At 67.9% G+C, this 14965-nt stretch carries 16 protein-coding genes; 4 read left to right on the top strand and 12 right to left on the bottom strand.

Going from position 1 to position 14965, the window contains the following annotated elements; translation table 11 throughout:
- Positions 1–9 precede the first annotated feature (9 nt).
- Genes ABEA07_RS07905 through rfbB form a run of 7 tightly spaced genes read right to left on the bottom strand, consistent with a single transcriptional unit; the run spans position 10 to position 6302 of the window.
- Positions 10–993, bottom strand: coding sequence for a glycosyltransferase family 2 protein (locus tag ABEA07_RS07905; protein WP_345537018.1), 984 nt, complete (start codon positions 991–993; stop codon positions 10–12).
- On the bottom strand, positions 990–1823 hold the full coding sequence (locus tag ABEA07_RS07900; protein ID WP_345537016.1) for an NAD-dependent epimerase/dehydratase family protein: 834 nt from the start codon (positions 1821–1823) through the stop codon (positions 990–992). The genes ABEA07_RS07905 and ABEA07_RS07900 overlap by 4 nt, the downstream gene beginning before the upstream one ends.
- On the bottom strand, positions 1820–2905 hold the full coding sequence (rfbG, locus tag ABEA07_RS07895; protein WP_345537014.1) for a CDP-glucose 4,6-dehydratase: 1086 nt from the start codon (positions 2903–2905) through the stop codon (positions 1820–1822). The genes ABEA07_RS07900 and rfbG overlap by 4 nt, the downstream gene beginning before the upstream one ends.
- The gene (gene rfbC / locus ABEA07_RS07890) at positions 2902–3450 is read right to left on the bottom strand and encodes a dTDP-4-dehydrorhamnose 3,5-epimerase (protein ID WP_345537013.1); all 549 of its coding nucleotides are present in this window, start codon (positions 3448–3450) and stop codon (positions 2902–2904) included. Before rfbC ends, rfbG begins: the two co-directional genes overlap by 4 nt.
- Positions 3447–4334: a glucose-1-phosphate thymidylyltransferase RfbA gene (gene rfbA, locus ABEA07_RS07885; protein ID WP_345537012.1), complete on the bottom strand. Its 888-nt coding sequence runs from the start codon at positions 4332–4334 to the stop codon at positions 3447–3449. Before rfbA ends, rfbC begins: the two co-directional genes overlap by 4 nt.
- A gap of 16 nt (positions 4335–4350) precedes the next feature.
- On the bottom strand, positions 4351–5241 hold the full coding sequence (gene rfbD / locus ABEA07_RS07880) for a dTDP-4-dehydrorhamnose reductase (RefSeq protein WP_345537011.1): 891 nt from the start codon (positions 5239–5241) through the stop codon (positions 4351–4353).
- Complete coding sequence (rfbB, locus tag ABEA07_RS07875) at positions 5238–6302, bottom strand: dTDP-glucose 4,6-dehydratase (RefSeq protein WP_345537009.1); 1065 nt, start codon at positions 6300–6302, stop codon at positions 5238–5240. Before rfbB ends, rfbD begins: the two co-directional genes overlap by 4 nt.
- 152 nt (positions 6303–6454) lie before the next feature.
- Between rfbB and ABEA07_RS07870 the strand changes: the two genes are divergently transcribed.
- The 4 genes from ABEA07_RS07870 to ABEA07_RS07855 all read left to right on the top strand — a co-directional run bounded on the left by ABEA07_RS07870 (position 6455) and on the right by ABEA07_RS07855 (position 8903).
- Positions 6455–6931 (top strand): phasin family protein, encoded by a 477-nt coding sequence (locus tag ABEA07_RS07870; RefSeq protein WP_345537007.1) that lies wholly within the window; start codon positions 6455–6457, stop codon positions 6929–6931.
- 134 nt (positions 6932–7065) lie between these two features.
- Entirely contained in the window at positions 7066–7740 is a 675-nt protein-coding gene (locus ABEA07_RS07865; RefSeq protein ID WP_345537006.1) for a TetR/AcrR family transcriptional regulator, read from the top strand.
- Between the two features lie 33 nt (positions 7741–7773).
- Entirely contained in the window at positions 7774–8604 is an 831-nt protein-coding gene (locus tag ABEA07_RS07860) for a tetratricopeptide repeat protein (protein WP_345537004.1), read from the top strand.
- A 44-nt stretch (positions 8605–8648) separates the two neighbouring features.
- Entirely contained in the window at positions 8649–8903 is a 255-nt protein-coding gene (locus ABEA07_RS07855) for an acyl-CoA-binding protein (protein WP_345537002.1), read from the top strand.
- An 18-nt stretch (positions 8904–8921) separates the two neighbouring features.
- Here the strand turns inward: ABEA07_RS07855 and ABEA07_RS07850 are convergent, their stop codons facing one another.
- The 5 genes from ABEA07_RS07850 to ABEA07_RS07830 form a co-directional block, all read right to left on the bottom strand.
- Positions 8922–9257, bottom strand: coding sequence for a polyhydroxyalkanoic acid system family protein (locus ABEA07_RS07850; RefSeq protein WP_345537001.1), 336 nt, complete (start codon positions 9255–9257; stop codon positions 8922–8924).
- Complete coding sequence (locus ABEA07_RS07845; protein ID WP_345537000.1) at positions 9250–10425, bottom strand: aminopeptidase; 1176 nt, start codon at positions 10423–10425, stop codon at positions 9250–9252. The genes ABEA07_RS07850 and ABEA07_RS07845 overlap by 8 nt, the downstream gene beginning before the upstream one ends.
- Positions 10422–12446: a molybdopterin-containing oxidoreductase family protein gene (locus tag ABEA07_RS07840; protein WP_345536999.1), complete on the bottom strand. Its 2025-nt coding sequence runs from the start codon at positions 12444–12446 to the stop codon at positions 10422–10424. Before ABEA07_RS07840 ends, ABEA07_RS07845 begins: the two co-directional genes overlap by 4 nt.
- Before the next feature lie 135 nt (positions 12447–12581).
- Positions 12582–13700 carry a M14 family metallopeptidase gene (locus ABEA07_RS07835; protein ID WP_345536998.1) on the bottom strand — a complete coding sequence of 373 codons (1119 nt, stop codon included), beginning with the start codon at positions 13698–13700 and terminating at the stop codon, positions 12582–12584.
- A complete protein-coding gene (locus tag ABEA07_RS07830; protein WP_345536997.1) occupies positions 13697–14914 on the bottom strand; it encodes a M20 aminoacylase family protein in 1218 nt (405 codons plus the stop codon). Before ABEA07_RS07830 ends, ABEA07_RS07835 begins: the two co-directional genes overlap by 4 nt.
- Between the last annotated feature and the right edge of the window lie 51 nt (positions 14915–14965).

Below are 14965 nucleotides of genomic sequence, written 5' to 3'. Positions count from 1 at the left end.
CCTCCTTGATCAGAGCGTGAGCTCTTCCGGCGTCATGTTCAAGCTGCTCTCGACGATGGCGATGGGGTCCGAGCGCAGCATGCGATAGATGCGCAGGATGTACTCCCCGATGATGCCGAGCAGAAAGGCGTTGAGCCCGATGGCAAAAAGGACCATCAGCTGGATGCTGATGAAGCCACGCGGGAGATCTGGCTGGGTCCAGCGCACGTAGAGGTAATAAGAAGCGCCGAGCATGCTGCCGATCAGCATCACGACGCCCAGGAATGAGGCCATCCGCAGCGGCACGGTCGAGTGATTGAACACCGCGGTCAACCCGAGGCGCAGGAGCCGTGTCACATTGAACTTGCTCTCGCCGGCGGTGCGTGCGTCCCGGTCATAGGGCACACCCACCTGGTTGAACCCGAGGCCGGCGATCATTCCCCGCAGGTATGGGTTGGCGCTGCGAAATTTCGAGATGGCACGGATGACCGCGCGATCGACGAGCCTGAAGTCTCCGACGTCCCGTGGAATCGGATGCTCGCTGACCTTGTCGATGGCCCAGTAGCCCAGGCGGCGAAACGTGCGCAAGAGCCAGCTTTCGGGGCGCTTGCGGCGGACTCCGTAAACGACATGTGCGCCCTGCTGCCAGAGCTCGAAGAACTGCTCCAGCAGCTCGGGGGGGTCCTGCAGGTCCGCATCGATCTGCATGACGGCATCGCCCCGCGTGTGCAGGTAGTTCGCCAGGATCGAACCCTGAAATCCGAAGTTACGTGAAAAGCGCATCCCGCGAACGCGCGGGTCGACAGCTGCCAGCCGGGTGAGCATGGACCAGGTGTCGTCGCTGGAATGGTTGTCGGTGAACACGAATTCGAGATCGCATCTGTCGGCCATGCGGTCGCCGAGCGCGACGAGGCGTGCGTAGAGCGCGTCGATGTTGCCAGCCTCATTGAGCACCGGAATTGCGATCGACACCAGGGGTTTGCGCATCGATGCGGCAGGCGAGGCAGCGTTCATGCCCGAGGCTCCCGCGCTGCGCCCAGCACGGATCGAACGTGGTCGAGCACGCCGTCCCGTGCGGAGCGGAAGAACACGCCCTCGAGCACTGCCGGCCGCTGCAGCACGGTCGCGTAGTTGTCGTCCGGTGGCTCCGGCCGCGCGCCCAAGCGCAGCAGTTCCTCGCGGCCGAGCCCGCCGAAAACGTGGAGCGCCAGCTCGCGCAGGGTCGTGGGTGCCCCATGGCTCAGGGCCAGCACGCCGTCGACGCCCGTCGCGAGCACGGCATGGATCGCAGCCACGTCGTCGTCGACGTGGTGGTACTCGCGCAGTTGCCTGCCGGGCGACATCTCGAAAGGACGACCAGCGCGCAGAGCGCTGCACATCTGGCCCAGGAACATGAAGGAAGCCGGCTCACCGCCGCCGTAGAGGGTGTGGATCTGCAGATGCGTGACCGCGTCGCCCGCCGCAGCGCGTTGCGCCACGTGGCGCCCCAACCTGGCCTTGGAGGCGACGTAGGGATTGGGATGATCGACGAGACGCTCCATGACCGTACCGAAGGTAACGACGCGCAAACCCGCCGCGGCGGCGCGCTCCATCACCCGCACCGGAAGCTCGAAATTCACGCGCTGATGATCGGATTGCGGCAAAGCCGGGTCGAGCACGCCGGCGGCGACCAGCATGACCGAGCCGGGCGGCGCAGCCTCGAGGCAGCGATCGATGTCCGGACCGGCGTCGTCCCGCCACCAGTTCTCGTAGACCCGGCGATCCAGCGCCACGACCTCGCCGTGCGGACGCGCCGCGCGAAGCGCCCGGCCCAGCCGGCCGCGCCCCCCGATCAGGATCATCATGCGGCGAGGTCCTTGCGCCATGCCTCGATCTGGCCTTTCGTGAAGGCACGGCAGGACTCGGGCGATGCGTAGTAGTTGCGGTACCAGGCAGCGGTCTCGCGGATGACGCGCTCCGTGTCCCATGCGGGCTGCCATCCCAGCAGGTTGCGCGCGATCGAGCTGTCGAGCGAGAGCGCACCGGCCTCGGGCAGCGGCTCGTCCATGTATTCGAGTTCCGGGCGCTGCCACGCCGCGCTCATGAGCTCCAGAACGTCCCGCACCGCATAGTGCTTCAGATCCTGGGGACCGAGGTTCCAGGCCCTTGCAAACTCCCCGGCCTGCGGCCCGATGAGCTTCGCCATGAGCATCAGGTACCCGTGCACAAGGGCAAGCACATGCTGCCAGGGCCGCGTCGCCTCAGGATAGCGCAAGGTCAGGCGGCTGCCGTCGACGACGCTGCGCACGAAATCCGGGATGAGCCGGTCCTCGGACCAGTCGCCGCCGCCGACGATGTTGCCCCCGCGCGCCGTCGCGATGGCCGGTCCTTTCTGCTCGGCGTAGGGGAAGGAGGCCGCATAGCTCTGGATCACCATTTCCGCCGCAGCTTTGGACGCGCTGTAGGGGTCCTTGCCACCCAGCGGATCGTTCTCACGGTACGGCCAAGGCCACTCGTTGTTGCGATAGACCTTGTCCGTCGTGACGCAGACGACGCCCCGGACGCTGCCGGTGGTGCGGGCCGCTTCCAGCACATGGGCCGTGCCCTGTGCGTTGACGGCAAAGGTGCGCAGAGGCTCGCGATACGAGCGCCGCACCAGCGGTTGTGCCGCCAGGTGCAGTACCAGGTCGGGCTCGAATGCGCCCATCGCGCCGAGCAGCGCGTCGTAGTCGCAGAGGTCCCCCAGGGTGCTCGCGTGCAGGTCCGCTTCGACGCCCGCCGCCAAGAAGAGCGATGGCCTGGTGTCCGGAGGCAGGGCAAAGCCGGCGACGGTCGCACCGATCGTTCGCAGCCACAGGCACGCCCATCCCCCGGTGAAGCCGGTGTGGCCCGTGACGAACACCTTGCGACCCGCCAGCGCTTTCTCGAAATCGATGCCCGGCATCATGCGAAGAACGCAGCTCGATCCATCGTCGAAGCCTGCTGGTCCTTTGCCGACAACTGCGGGGCGACGCCGGTGTCGGGCCATCGGATGCCCAGGCTCGGATCGTTCCAGCGGATGGCGCGCTCATGGGCCGGCGCGTAGTAGTCGGTCGTCTTGTAGAGGAAGTCGGCAGACTCGCTCAGCACCAGGAACCCGTGCGCCATGCCCTCCGGAACCCAGAGCTGCCTGTGGTTGTCCTCGGTCAACTCGACGCCGACCCAGCGACCGAAAGTGGCGGACGATCTGCGAATGTCGACCACCACATCGAAGACCGAACCACGCACGCAACGCACCAGCTTGCCCTGCGCCTGCTGTATCTGGTAGTGCAAGCCGCGCAGGACCCCCTTCGCCGACCGGGAATGGTTGTCCTGCACGAAGTTCACGCTGCGCCCGACGGCCTCGTCGAAGGCCTTGGCATTGAAGCTCTCCATGAAGAACCCGCGCGCATCGCCGAACACCTTCGGCTCGATCAGCAGCACGTCGGCAATTTCGGTCGGCGTGACCTTCATCGGCGCACCTCGTCCGCCAGCAGATGATTCAGGTACTTGCCGTAGCCGCTCTTCTCGAGAGGTGCAGCCAGCCGGGCCAGCTGCTCGCGATCGATGAAGCCGTTGCGCCACGCCACTTCTTCCGGGCAGGCAATCTTCAGCCCCTGCCGATGTTCGAGCGTCGCGATGAATTGCCCGGCCTCCAGAAGGCTCTCATGCGTGCCAGTGTCCAGCCATGCATAGCCGCGCTGCATGATTTGCACGCTGAGTTCGCCGCGCTCCAGATAGGCCTGGTTGACCGCCGTGATCTCCAGTTCACCGCGGGCACTGGGCTTCACTGCCTTCGCAATGTCGACCACCTGGCTGTCATAGAAGTAGAGGCCGGTGACCGCGTAGCTGCTCTTGGGCTTGGCGGGCTTTTCCTCGATGCTGCTGGCCTTGCCCTCGGCGTCGAAGGCCACCACGCCATAGCGCTCCGGATCATGCACATGGTAGGCAAAAACGGTCGCACCCTTCTGCCTGGCGTCCGCCTTCATGAGCAAAGGCTCGAAGTCATGCCCATAAAAAATGTTGTCCCCCAGCACCAGCGCACTCGGCGCATTCCCGATGAACTTGTCGCCGATGATGAAGGCTTGCGCCAGCCCGTCGGGACTGGGCTGCACCGCGTACTGCAGGTGGATGCCCCACTGGCTGCCATCTCCCAGCAACTGCTGGAAGCGCGGCGTGTCCTGCGGCGTGCTGATGACCAGGATGTCGCGCATGCCGCCCAGCATGAGCGTGCTCAGCGGGTAGTAAATCATCGGCTTGTCGTACACCGGCAGCAACTGCTTGCTGATCGCCAGCGTGGCCGGGTGCAGGCGGGTGCCCGAGCCACCGGCGAGGATGATGCCTTTTCGTTGTGTCATGTCGTCCCTTGTCGAGTCAGAGCGTCTCTTGGAGCATGCGGGCGACGCCGATCCGCCAGTCGGGCAGTACCAGCCCGAACGCGGTACGCAGCTTGCCGGTGTCCAGGCGTGAGTTGTGGGGGCGGCGTGCCGGCGTCGGGAAGGCACTGGTCGGCACCGCCTCCACGGCTGCCGGTTGCGCCTTCAGTGCGACGCCGGCTGCCAGGGCCTGCTCCAGCACGAAGCGTGCATAGCCGTGCCAGGTGGTTTCGCCGCCGGCCACCACATGGTACAGACCGGCCTTCGACGGGTCGCGCACCGTCTCGCGGATCGCATGCGCCGTCACGTCGGCCAGGAGCTCGGCCCCCGTCGGCGCACCGAACTGGTCATCGATCACCGTCAGGCGATCGCGCTCCCTGGCCAGGCGCAGCATGGTCTTGGCGAAATTGCCGCCACGGGCCGCATAGACCCAGCTCGTGCGAAAGATCAGGTGGCGCCTGCAATTCGAAGCCACCAGTTGCTCGCCCTCGAGCTTGGTCTGGCCATAGACGCTGAGCGGGCCGGTGGGATCGTCTTCCCGCCGGGGCTGGCTGCCGCTGCCGTCGAACACATAGTCGGTCGAGTAGTGGACCATGAGCGCGCCGATCTGCTGCGCCGCTTTCGCCACCACGCCGGGCGAGCTCGCGTTCAGCTTGCGCGCCAGCTCGGGTTCGCTCTCGGCCTTGTCCACCGCCGTGTGGGCGGCTGCATTGACGATGACGTCGGGCTTGACCTGAAGCACGGTGTCCGCCAGCCGCTCGGGCTGGCTGAAGTCCGCATGGAAATCGGTGCTGTCGAAGTCGAGCGCCACCAGCTCGCCCAGGGGCGCCAGGCTGCGCTGCAGCTCCCAGCCCACCTGGCCACCCTTGCCCAGCAGAAGCAGCTTCATGCGCCGGCCTCGTACTGCTTCCTGACCCAGTCGCGGTATGCGCCGCTTTGCACGTTGCGCACCCATTCGGCATGGTCGAGGTACCACTCGACCGTCTTGCGTATGCCGCTGTCGAAGGTCTCGGCCGGCTTCCAGCCGAGCTCGCGCTCCAGCTTGCGCGCGTCGATGGCGTAGCGGCGATCGTGGCCGGGGCGGTCGGTCACGTAGCTGATCTGCTCGCGGTAGCTGCGGCCGTCGGCACGCGGGCGCAGTTCGTCGAGCAGCGCACACACGGTGTTGACGATCTCGATGTTGGGCTTCTCGTTCCAGCCGCCCACGTTGTAGGTCTCGCCCAGCTTGCCGGCCTCGAGCACGCGGCGGATGGCGCTGCAATGGTCCTTCACATAAAGCCAGTCGCGCACCTGCATGCCGTCGCCGTATACGGGCAGGGGCTTGCCGGCCAGCGCATTGACGATCATCAGCGGGATCAGCTTCTCCGGGAAATGGAAGGGACCGTAGTTGTTCGAGCAGTTGGTGGTCAGCACCGGCAAGCCGTAGGTGTGGTGCCAGGCCCGCACCAGGTGGTCGCTGGCGGCCTTGCTGGCGGAGTACGGGCTGTTGGGCTCGTACTTGTTCTCTTCGGTGAAGGCCGGATCGGTGGGCGCCAGGGAGCCGTAGACCTCGTCGGTCGAAACATGGAGGAAACGAAAAGCCGCTTTCCGGTCGGCCGGCAAGCCATTCCAGTAGCCCCGCACGGACTCCAGCAGGCGGAAGGTGCCGAGCACGTTGGTCTGGATGAAGTCCTCGGGGCCATGGATCGACCGGTCCACATGCGATTCGGCCGCGAAGTTGAGCACCGCGCGCGGCTGGTGCTCGGCGAGCAGGCGGTCGACCAGAGCGCTGTCGCCGATGTCGCCTTGCACGAAGATGTGTTGGGGATTGCCCTTGAGCGAGGCCAGGGTTTCGAGGTTGCCGGCGTAAGTCAGCTTGTCGATATTGACCACGGCCTCGTCGACCTGAGCCAGCCAATCCAGAACGAAATTGGCGCCGATGAAGCCGGCGCCGCCGGTAACGAGGATCATGGGGGTCTTCTCTGCAATGGAAAAAAACCGCCTCGAGGCGGTCGCGGCCTGATTATCCCATCCTGCGTCTGCGGCTAGAGACCCGCGCCTAACGGATCGGCCCGGGCCCCGCTAGAGTGCTTCCGATCGATAGCCCCCAAGGACTCACTCCCATGCCCGACGACGACAAGACCGACCGCATCAAGGACTCCGCCCAGCAGATCTGGCTCGCCGGCCTCGGCGCCTTCGCCAAGATGCAGCAGGAAGGCAGCAAGGCCTTCGAGGCGCTGGTGAAGGACGGCCTCGGTGTCCAGAAGAAGACCCAGCAGGCCGCCGAAGAGACGCTGTCCCAGGCCCAGGCCCGCATGGCCGGCTTCGCGAGCGAGTTCGGCAGCCGGGCCGCGGGCGGCTGGGGCAAGCTGGAGTCGATCTTCGAGGAGCGCGTGGCCCGCGCGCTCGAAAAGCTCGGCATGCCCTCCGCCCACGAGGTCGCGGCGCTGCAGGCCCGTGTAGAGGCGCTCGAGGCGCAGCTCAAGCGCAAGGATGGTGCGGTGCGATCCGCCCGCGCCCCACGCAAGACGGCCGCGCGCCATCCGGGCGAGGCCGCAGCCAAACCTTCGCGCCGGCGCAAGCCGCCGGCCGCCACCTGACCTGCACCTGACCGGCGCGCGGCCGCATCGCCGCATCAGCCCGGATCGACGCATCGCCGCAGCGCAGCAATCGCCCCACGGCACGGGACTTGCGTTAGAGTGGCCTCCAGAGACAAACCGGAGGCCACGAGTTCATGGCCAAGAAAGCGCCACGCCGCACTGCTCAACGCATCCTCGAAGCCGCTCTGGACCTGTTCAACCGGTTCGGGGAACCCAATGTGTCGACCACACTCGTGGCGGGCGAACTCAACATCAGCCCCGGCAACCTCTACTACCACTACCCCGCCAAGGACGAGCTGATCAACAAGCTCTACGAGAGCTACGAGGTCGAGCTCAACGAGCTGCTGCATGCGAGCGAGGGCGTGCGCGACGTGGAGGACGCCTGGTTCTTCATGCACAGCCTGTTCGAGCTGATCTGGCGCTACCGCTTCCTCTACCGCGACCTCAACGACCTGCTCTCGAAGAACCGCCACCTCGAGACGCAGTTCCAGCTGGTGCTGCACAACAAGGCCAGGGCCATCCGCGCCCTGCTCACCGGGATGAGCCGCGCCGGGCACCTGAGCATCGACGAGCGCGAGCTGGACCCGCTGGCCCGCAGCATGGTGGTGGTGCTGACCTACTGGCTGAACTACGAGTACGTGCGCAACCCGCGCGAAGCCCTCGAGCCCGGCCATGCGCAGGGCGCGCTGCTGCGCGGGGCGCATCACACGCTGCACCTGCTCGCGCCCTACCTGGCACCCGAGCAGCGGCGGCATTTGCTGACGCTCAGCAGTGCCTACGCCGGCGAAGACCAGACTGCAACAGTCTGAAAGACAGTGCCGAAGACAAGAACACCAGTTCACATGGCCCCTCCCGACCTTCACCCCCTTTCGCTGATGGCCGGCGGCACGGTGTCCGCCTCGGTGCCCTGGACCCAGATGCCCTATCGGGACGCCCCGCATTACGACGCCGCCAAGGTGATCAGGCAATGGGACAGGCTGCACGTGGGCCAAGGCATGCCGCCGCCTGCGCCCGGCCCGCTGGCGGACGGCTGGGCGCACTACCACAGCGGCGAATTCGAGCGGGCCGCGAACCTGGGCCTTCGCCTCGGCCGCGAGGGGCTGGTGCTGGCCAACCAGGCCACCGCCATCTACGCCACCTACCTGGAACCGCGGGAAGCCACCCGGCAAGCCCTCTTCAAGCAGGTGGCCGAGCGTGCCGGCGCGCAGATCGACGAGGAGCCGGACGACTGCCAGGCCCTCTTCTGGCAAGCCTACGCGCTGGGCCGCTACAGCCAGGGCATCAGCGTTGCCCGGGCGCTGGCGCAAGGCCTGGGCAGCAAGCTCAAGGGCGCGCTGGAGCACGTGATCGAGCTGCAGCCGCAGCACGCCGCCGCCCACGTGGCGCTCGCCGCCTTCCATGCCGAGGTGATCGACAAGGTGGGCGCGCTGGTGGGGCGCATGACCTATGGCGTGCGGGCCGAGACCGCGATCGAGCTCTTCGAGCGCGGCCTGTCGCTGCACCCCCGTTCGGCCAGCGCCCTGATGGAATACGCACGCGGGCTGCTGATGCTGGAAGGCGAGGCACGCACGGCCGATGCCACCCGCCTGTACGAACGCGCGGCCAGCATCGATCCGGTCGATGCCCGCGAGCGCCTGGACGTCGAACTCGCGCGGGCCGGTCTCTCGGACTGACCCGCGAGACTTAAGATGCGGCGCTTCGCAATACAACGCCTGCCATGTCAGACCTGAACGCCCAGTTCGAAGCCGCCCAAGCCAATTCGCGCCTGCTCCCCGAGCGCCCCGACAATCCGACCCTGCTGAAGATCTACGGCCTGTTCAAGCAGGCGACCGTGGGCGACAACACCGAGAAGAAGCCCAGCTTCAGCGACATCGTCGCGCGGGCCAAGTGGGACGCCTGGACGGCCCAGAAGGGCCTGGGCTCCGACGAGGCCAAGCAGAAATACATCGACCTGATCGAATCCCTGCGCTGAAGCAGGCCGGGCTACGCCCTACAACCAGTCCTTGTCGTTGTAGGCGTCGTCTTCCTCGTCCCCGGCCCCGCCCAGAAGTTCGTCGAGCTTCTTGCGCAGGCGCTGCTCGAGCTGCTCGCTGAAGCCGCCGAACAGGCCGCCCAGGGTGGCGTGCAGGCGGAAACGGTCCGCACTGACCTCGACGCGGCCCTCGACGCCGGCACGGCTGAAGAGGCCGAGATCCTGCGTCTCCCCCTCCTGGTAGCTGCAGCTGAGCCCGTAGTCCTCTTCGACCTGCCGGACCCATCGGCGCGCGATGTCACGCGCGGCCTTCAGGCCCAGTTCATGGCGGCGTTCGATCTGGATGTCAGGCACCGGGCCCTCCTTGTTGTTGCTGCTGTGGATGTGGGGGCGCGGCGGCGGGCAGGCCGGCCGCGGCCGGTGGCGCCTCGTCCGCGCGCAGCGCCTGCAGGCGCTGGTCCTGCGGCAGCGCGGCCAGGCGTTTCACCGCGGCGTAGAAGCGCGGCCAGTCCCGGCCCTCGCGTTCGAACAGGGCCTCGAAGCCGGGCACCAGATGGTCGTAGGCGGCCTGAGCGCCGAAGAGCGCGTTGTTGGCCCGCGCCACCCAGCCGTCGTAGGCGCCCTGGCGCGGCCCGCTCCAGCCGGCACGCAGTTCGGCATAGCGGCGCCTGAAGTCGTCCATTGCCGCGTTCTTCTGCGCGTCGACCGTCGCCCAGTCCTGCTCCTGCGCCGCCTTGGAGGCGTAGACGTCCGTGAGGACCCGCCGCGTGCGTGCGGTCAGGGCGCGAAACTGCTGGCGCCGGGCGTCGAACTGCGCGTACTCCTCGCGCGCCGCCGCGCCGGCCTGCGTCCGCAGCCAGCGCGCGCCGCCAAGGCGCTCCACGGCGGTGGCGAAGGACTCGTTGAACATGGTGTCGCCGGCCACGTAGACAACCTGGTGGGCCAGTTCGTGGAACACGATGCGGGCCAGTTCGCCCTCCGGGTAGCCGATGAAGGTGGACAGCAGCGGATCGCCGCCGGCCCAGTTCATCCAGCCCAGGGTGGAATAGGCAGGGACCGGATAGGCCGCCGCCTCCAGCCCCTGCTCACGCAGGGCACCCGCCTCCGCCCGCGCCGCGGCCTCGTCGTAGTAGCCGCGATAGCCCACGCAGCCGGCAACCGGGAAGCACCAGGTCTTGAGGGTGAGCGAATACGGCGGCGCCGCCACCACGTTCCAGATGGCGGCGCTGCGGTGCAGGTCCGCATAGGCCGTGTAACTGGGGTTGTCGGGCAGGCCGAGCTCGGTCACCGCGAAGCGGCGGATGCGCTGGGCCAGTTCCAGCTTGGCCTTGAGCGCCTCGGATGTGCCGGAGTCGTGCAGCCATTCCGGCACCGGGCGCGCCGCGCGCATCAGGCCCAGGTGGCCGCTGGCCGACTGCCAGTAGTAACGCAGGTCGGCGCAGCCGGCCAGCAAGGCAAGTGCGGCCGATCCGGCCAGGGTCAGGCCCACGCGCGACAGGCGGCGGACCCGGCTGGGCTTCATGCCGGCGCCACCTCGACCAGGCAGTCGTAGAAGGTGGGCCCGCGGCCGATGTCGGTCAAGCGCTGGCTGGTGAGCTGGTTGACGTTGGTGCCGTCCACGCCCAGCTTGCGCCACCAGATACCCAGGCCGTGCACCACGCCCGGCCGCGCGCGGCGCGAGACCTGGGCACGGCAGCGGTGCTCGCCGCGGCGGTTGAAGACGCGCACCATGGCGCCGTCGACGATGCCGCGCGCGGCGGCGTCGCTCTCGTGGATCTCGAGCAGCGGCTCGCCCTCGATGGCGCGCAGGCTCTTCACGTTGACGAACGTGGAGTTGAGGAAGTTGCGTGCCGGCGGCGAGATCATCGCGAGCGGAAACTCGGCCGAGCTGCCGGCCGGCTCGTGGTTGGGCACATGGTCGGGCAGGCCGTCCTGCCCCAGCGCCGCCAGGCGCGCGCTGAAGAACTCGCAGCGGCCCGAGGGCGTGGGGAAGTTGCCCTCGGCATAGGGCGCATCGGGCAGCTTCAGGCTGGTGAAGCCCTGTGCCTGCAGTTGCTCGAAGTCGATCACGCCGGGCGCGAAGGCCTGGCGGCACAGCGCCTCGTCCTCGTCCGAGAAGCAGGGCTCGTCGAAGCCCATGCGGCGCGCGAGCTCGCGGAACACCCAGGCGTTGCTGCGCGCTTCGCCGCGCGGCGGCAGGGCGGGCCGGTTCAGCAGGACGTCGGTGTGGCCGTAACTGGTGTGGATGTCCCAGTGCTCGAGCTGGGTGGTGGCCGGCAGCAGGTAGTCGGCATAGTCGGCGGTGTCGGTCTGGAACTGCTCCAGCACCACGGTGAACAGGTCCTCGCGCGCGAAGCCCGCCACCACCTTGCCCGACTCCGGCGCGACCGCGACCGGGTTGCTGTTGTAGACGATCAGGGCCTGGACGGGCCGGGCCTTGTCGAGCAGCGCATCGCCGATGGTGCTCATGTTGATGGTGCGCGGCCGCCGCCCCGCCAGCAGGTCCGGCCGCTGCAGCGCGGCGCGGTCCACCGGGAACAGGCTCGAGCTGCTCAGCAGCAGACCTCCCGCGCGCTCGCGCCAGGCGCCGACCAGCGCCGGCAGGCAGGCGATGGCGCGCGCCGCGTTGCCGCCGCCGTGCACCCGCTGCATGCCGTAGTTGAGGCGAATGGCGGCCGGCCGTGTCGTCCCGTATGCCTGCGCCAGCGCGACGATCTGCGCCTCCGGCACGCCGCACACCGCGGCGGCGCGCGAAGGCGGCCATTGCAGGGCGCGCTCGCGCAGCGCCTCCCAGCCAAGGGTGCGACGCTCTATGTAGTCTTGGTCCAGCCAGTCGTGCACGATCAGCTCGTGCATCAGCGCGAGGGCCAGGGCGGCATCGGTGCCCGGCAGCAGCGCAACGTGCTCGTCGCACTTGTCGGCCGTCTCGGTGCGGCGCGGATCGATGCACACCAGCCGGGCGCCGGCCCGCTTGGCGGCCTGGGCATGGCGCCAGAAATGCAGGTTGCTCGCGATCGAGTTGCTGCCCCAGATCAGGATCAGCTTCGCCTCGGCGAAGAATTGGACCCGCATGCCGACCTTGCCGCCCAAAGTGAAGCCCAAGGCCTCACTGCCCGCGGTCGAGCAGATGGTGCGGTCCAGCAGCGACGCGCCGAGCTTGTGAAAGAAACGACGATCCATCGATTCGCCCTGCACCAAGCCCATGGTGCCGGCGTAGCTGTAGGGCAGAATGCCCTCCGGATCGTTACTTTTGAACACACTCAGGCGGCGGGCAATGTCATCGAGGGCAGCGTTCCAACTGACAGGTTCGAAGCGTCCGCTGCCCTTGGGCCCGATCCGCCTCAGTGGCTGCACCAGGCGCTCGGGGTGCGCGTTGCGCTCGATGTAGCGGGAGACCTTGGTGCACAGCGCGCCGGCGGTATGCGGATGGTCCGGATTGCCCTGCAGCTTCACGGCCCGCCCGTCCTCGACGGTGGTCACGAAGGAACAGGTGTCGGGGCAGTCGTGAGGGCAGGCGCCGAGCACCTGAGAGGGCGAATTCATGGGTTGGCTGGGGAGCAGGAATCCGGCCAAGTCTAAGTTCTGCGCCGACGATGCGCTGAAGAGCTTGTCACAGGGTCGGGGTGAGGGCACGCAAGCTTCGATGACGCGCTGCGCTCGACCGATCGCCCGATGCCCTCACCCCTGCCCTCTCCCGGAGAAAGAGGGAGAGAGTCCATCCGCCGCCTGGAACATCGCCTGCCGCGCCTGGCTGATCACCTGGCCGCGCCAGGCGTCGGTGTCGCTGTAGAAGGCGGCCATCATCCGCGCCCGGATCGCCTGCGCCAGCTCGGCCGGCGCCCCGGGATGCCGGTGCAGCCAATGGTCCCCGCGCAACGCCGACATCACCTCCAGCATCGGCTCGGTGCCGTATTCCAGCGCGATCGCGGTGTACTCCGCCTGCGGGCATTCTTCTTCCAGCGCGAAGGCCATCAGGCCGGTCAGGAAGGCCGAGGTGGAGGACCCGTCGTACATCGAGGTCACCGGCGCGCCCGGCGCACCCCACCAGGCATTGGCGCGCGCATAGGCCGCGGCATCGTCGCGGCAGGCGAAGATGCGCTCGCCGATGCCGTTCGGCCCCAGTCCCGTGTGGATGTCGATCCAGCCGACGCAGCGTGCGCGGCCGGCGTGGGTGCGCAGCACCTCGCGCACGGTCCGGTTGCTCCAGGTCGGTGCGGCACCGCCGTAGAACAGCCCGTCGGCGTACTGGTATTGCCCGCGGCTGACGGCCGCCTGATAGAAGTCCAGACCCTCGCGCGCGATCAGGGCGTCGATCTCGGCCTGGTTGACCACGGTCGGCGGCCAGGTCTCGGGCAGCAGCAGGGCATGCAGGCTGGCGTAGGCCGCGTTGACCGGCAAAGGCTTCGAGAAATCGAGGAAGTTGCGGTTCAGGTCCACGTTCTCCTGCGTGACCCGCCGGCCGTGCGAGAAGCCGTGCGGGTTGAGTGCATGGAGGTACAGCACCGCGACGCCCCGGTCCCGCGCCAGCTCGCGCCACTCGGCGTCGTGCAGGGCGAACACCTGCACGCCGCTGCCGCAATGGCCCTCGATGCCATGGCAGCCGCTGCTGACGATCAGCAGGGCTTGCGCATCCGGCGCACCGTCGAGCGCCACGTCCAGCGCCAACTCCTCGCCGTCGCGCCCGTGCAGCGGATGCACGTGGGACTGCACGGCCAGCCCTGCCGCCGCGCAGCCTTCGAGGAACCTGCGTCGGGCTTCGGCGTAGCGAGGTGCGAAGGCCTCGCCGACCCCGATCATGCGGAGCGCCCCTCGGCCGTGCCGGGGCTGCTGCGCAGGAATTCCTCGGCCAGCCGCACCCAGCAGGTCGCGCCCAGCGGAATCAGATCGTCGTTGAAGTCGTAGCTCGCGTTGTGCAGCATGCACGGGCCGCCGCCATGGTGCAGGTCGCGGTGGCTGCCGTCGCCGTTGCCGATGAAGGCATAGGCGCCCGGCCTGGCCTGCAGCATGAAGGCGAAGTCCTCGGCAGTCATGGCGGGCTCCTGCACCAGCACGTTGTCCTCGCCGACGATGTCGGCCATCACCCGGCGGGCGAAGTTCGCCTCGTCCGCCGTGTTGATGGTGGGCGGGTAGTTGCGGTGGAAGTGGAAGTCGCACTGCGCGTCGTGGGCAGCGCTCACGTGCTCGGCGATCTTCCGCATGCGCGCCTCGATCAGGTCCAGCACTTCCAGCGTGAAGGTGCGCACCGTGCCCTTGAGCTCGCAGGTGTCGGGGATCACGTTGCTGGCCTCGCCCGCATGGACCATGGTGACCGAGATCACGCCGGCGTCGCTGGGCTTCTTGTTGCGGGTGAGGATGGTCTGGAAGGCCTGCACCATCTCGCAGGCGACCGGCACCGGGTCGATGCCGGTGTGCGGCAGCGCCGCATGGCCGCCCTTGCCGCGGATGGTGATGGTGAACTCGTTGCTCGAGGCCATCGCCGGCCCGGGGCTGACCGCGAACTGGCCGACCTTCATGCCCGGCCAGTTGTGCATGCCGAACACGGCTTCCATCGGGAACTGCTCGAACAGTCCTTCCTTGATCATCTCGCGCGCGCCGCCGCCGCCCTCCTCCGCGGGCTGGAAGATCAGGTAGACCGTGCCGTCGAAGTTGCGGTGCCTGGCCAGATGCTGCGCCGCCGCAAGCAGCATGGCCGTGTGGCCGTCGTGACCGCAGGCGTGCATCCTGCCGGGGTGCTTGCTCGCATGCGCGAAGGTGTTCAGCTCGGTGACGGGCAAGGCGTCGATGTCGGCGCGCAGTCCGACTGCGCGGGTGCTGGTGCCGTTCCTGACGATGCCGACGACGCCGGTGGTGCCCAGGCCGCGGTGAACGGGGATGCCCCACTCGGTCAGCTTGGCCGCCACCACGTCGGCGGTGCGCACTTCCTGGAAACAGAGTTCCGGATGGGCATGAAGGTCACGCCGGACGGCCGCGATGCCGGCCGCTTGGGTGACCAGGGAGTCGATGAGTTTCATGAAGGCGAGTCTAGGCGCACCCGGAAGAAAATGCTCTTCGAACGGAAGGAT

The sequence above is a fragment of the Variovorax defluvii genome, from assembly GCF_039541515.1.
Classification (GTDB): Bacteria; Pseudomonadota; Gammaproteobacteria; order Burkholderiales; family Burkholderiaceae_C; genus Variovorax; species Variovorax defluvii.
Note: the sequence above shows the minus strand (reverse complement) of the source record. Positions and strands in the feature narration are given on the sequence as shown.

Excerpts from the sequence above, each read along its gene's own strand:
- ABEA07_RS07900 (WP_345537016.1), bottom strand. The coding sequence starts at position 1,823 with ATGATGATCCTGATCGGGGGGCGCGGCCGGCTGGGCCGGGCGCTTCGC.
- ABEA07_RS07855 (WP_345537002.1), top strand. The coding sequence starts at position 8,649 with ATGTCAGACCTGAACGCCCAGTTCGAAGCCGCCCAAGCCAATTCGCGC.
- ABEA07_RS07845 (WP_345537000.1), bottom strand. The coding sequence starts at position 10,425 with ATGAAGCCCAGCCGGGTCCGCCGCCTGTCGCGCGTGGGCCTGACCCTG.
- rfbA (WP_345537012.1), bottom strand. The coding sequence starts at position 4,334 with ATGACACAACGAAAAGGCATCATCCTCGCCGGTGGCTCGGGCACCCGC.
- rfbD (WP_345537011.1), bottom strand. The coding sequence starts at position 5,241 with ATGAAGCTGCTTCTGCTGGGCAAGGGTGGCCAGGTGGGCTGGGAGCTG.
- rfbB (WP_345537009.1), bottom strand. The coding sequence starts at position 6,302 with ATGATCCTCGTTACCGGCGGCGCCGGCTTCATCGGCGCCAATTTCGTT.
- rfbC (WP_345537013.1), bottom strand. The coding sequence starts at position 3,450 with ATGAAGGTCACGCCGACCGAAATTGCCGACGTGCTGCTGATCGAGCCG.
- ABEA07_RS07830 (WP_345536997.1), bottom strand. The coding sequence starts at position 14,914 with ATGAAACTCATCGACTCCCTGGTCACCCAAGCGGCCGGCATCGCGGCC.
- ABEA07_RS07840 (WP_345536999.1), bottom strand. The coding sequence starts at position 12,446 with ATGAATTCGCCCTCTCAGGTGCTCGGCGCCTGCCCTCACGACTGCCCC.
- ABEA07_RS07870 (WP_345537007.1), top strand. The coding sequence starts at position 6,455 with ATGCCCGACGACGACAAGACCGACCGCATCAAGGACTCCGCCCAGCAG.
- rfbG (WP_345537014.1), bottom strand. The coding sequence starts at position 2,905 with ATGATGCCGGGCATCGATTTCGAGAAAGCGCTGGCGGGTCGCAAGGTG.
- ABEA07_RS07835 (WP_345536998.1), bottom strand. The coding sequence starts at position 13,700 with ATGATCGGGGTCGGCGAGGCCTTCGCACCTCGCTACGCCGAAGCCCGA.
- ABEA07_RS07865 (WP_345537006.1), top strand. The coding sequence starts at position 7,066 with ATGGCCAAGAAAGCGCCACGCCGCACTGCTCAACGCATCCTCGAAGCC.
- ABEA07_RS07905 (WP_345537018.1), bottom strand. The coding sequence starts at position 993 with ATGAACGCTGCCTCGCCTGCCGCATCGATGCGCAAACCCCTGGTGTCG.
- ABEA07_RS07860 (WP_345537004.1), top strand. The coding sequence starts at position 7,774 with ATGGCCCCTCCCGACCTTCACCCCCTTTCGCTGATGGCCGGCGGCACG.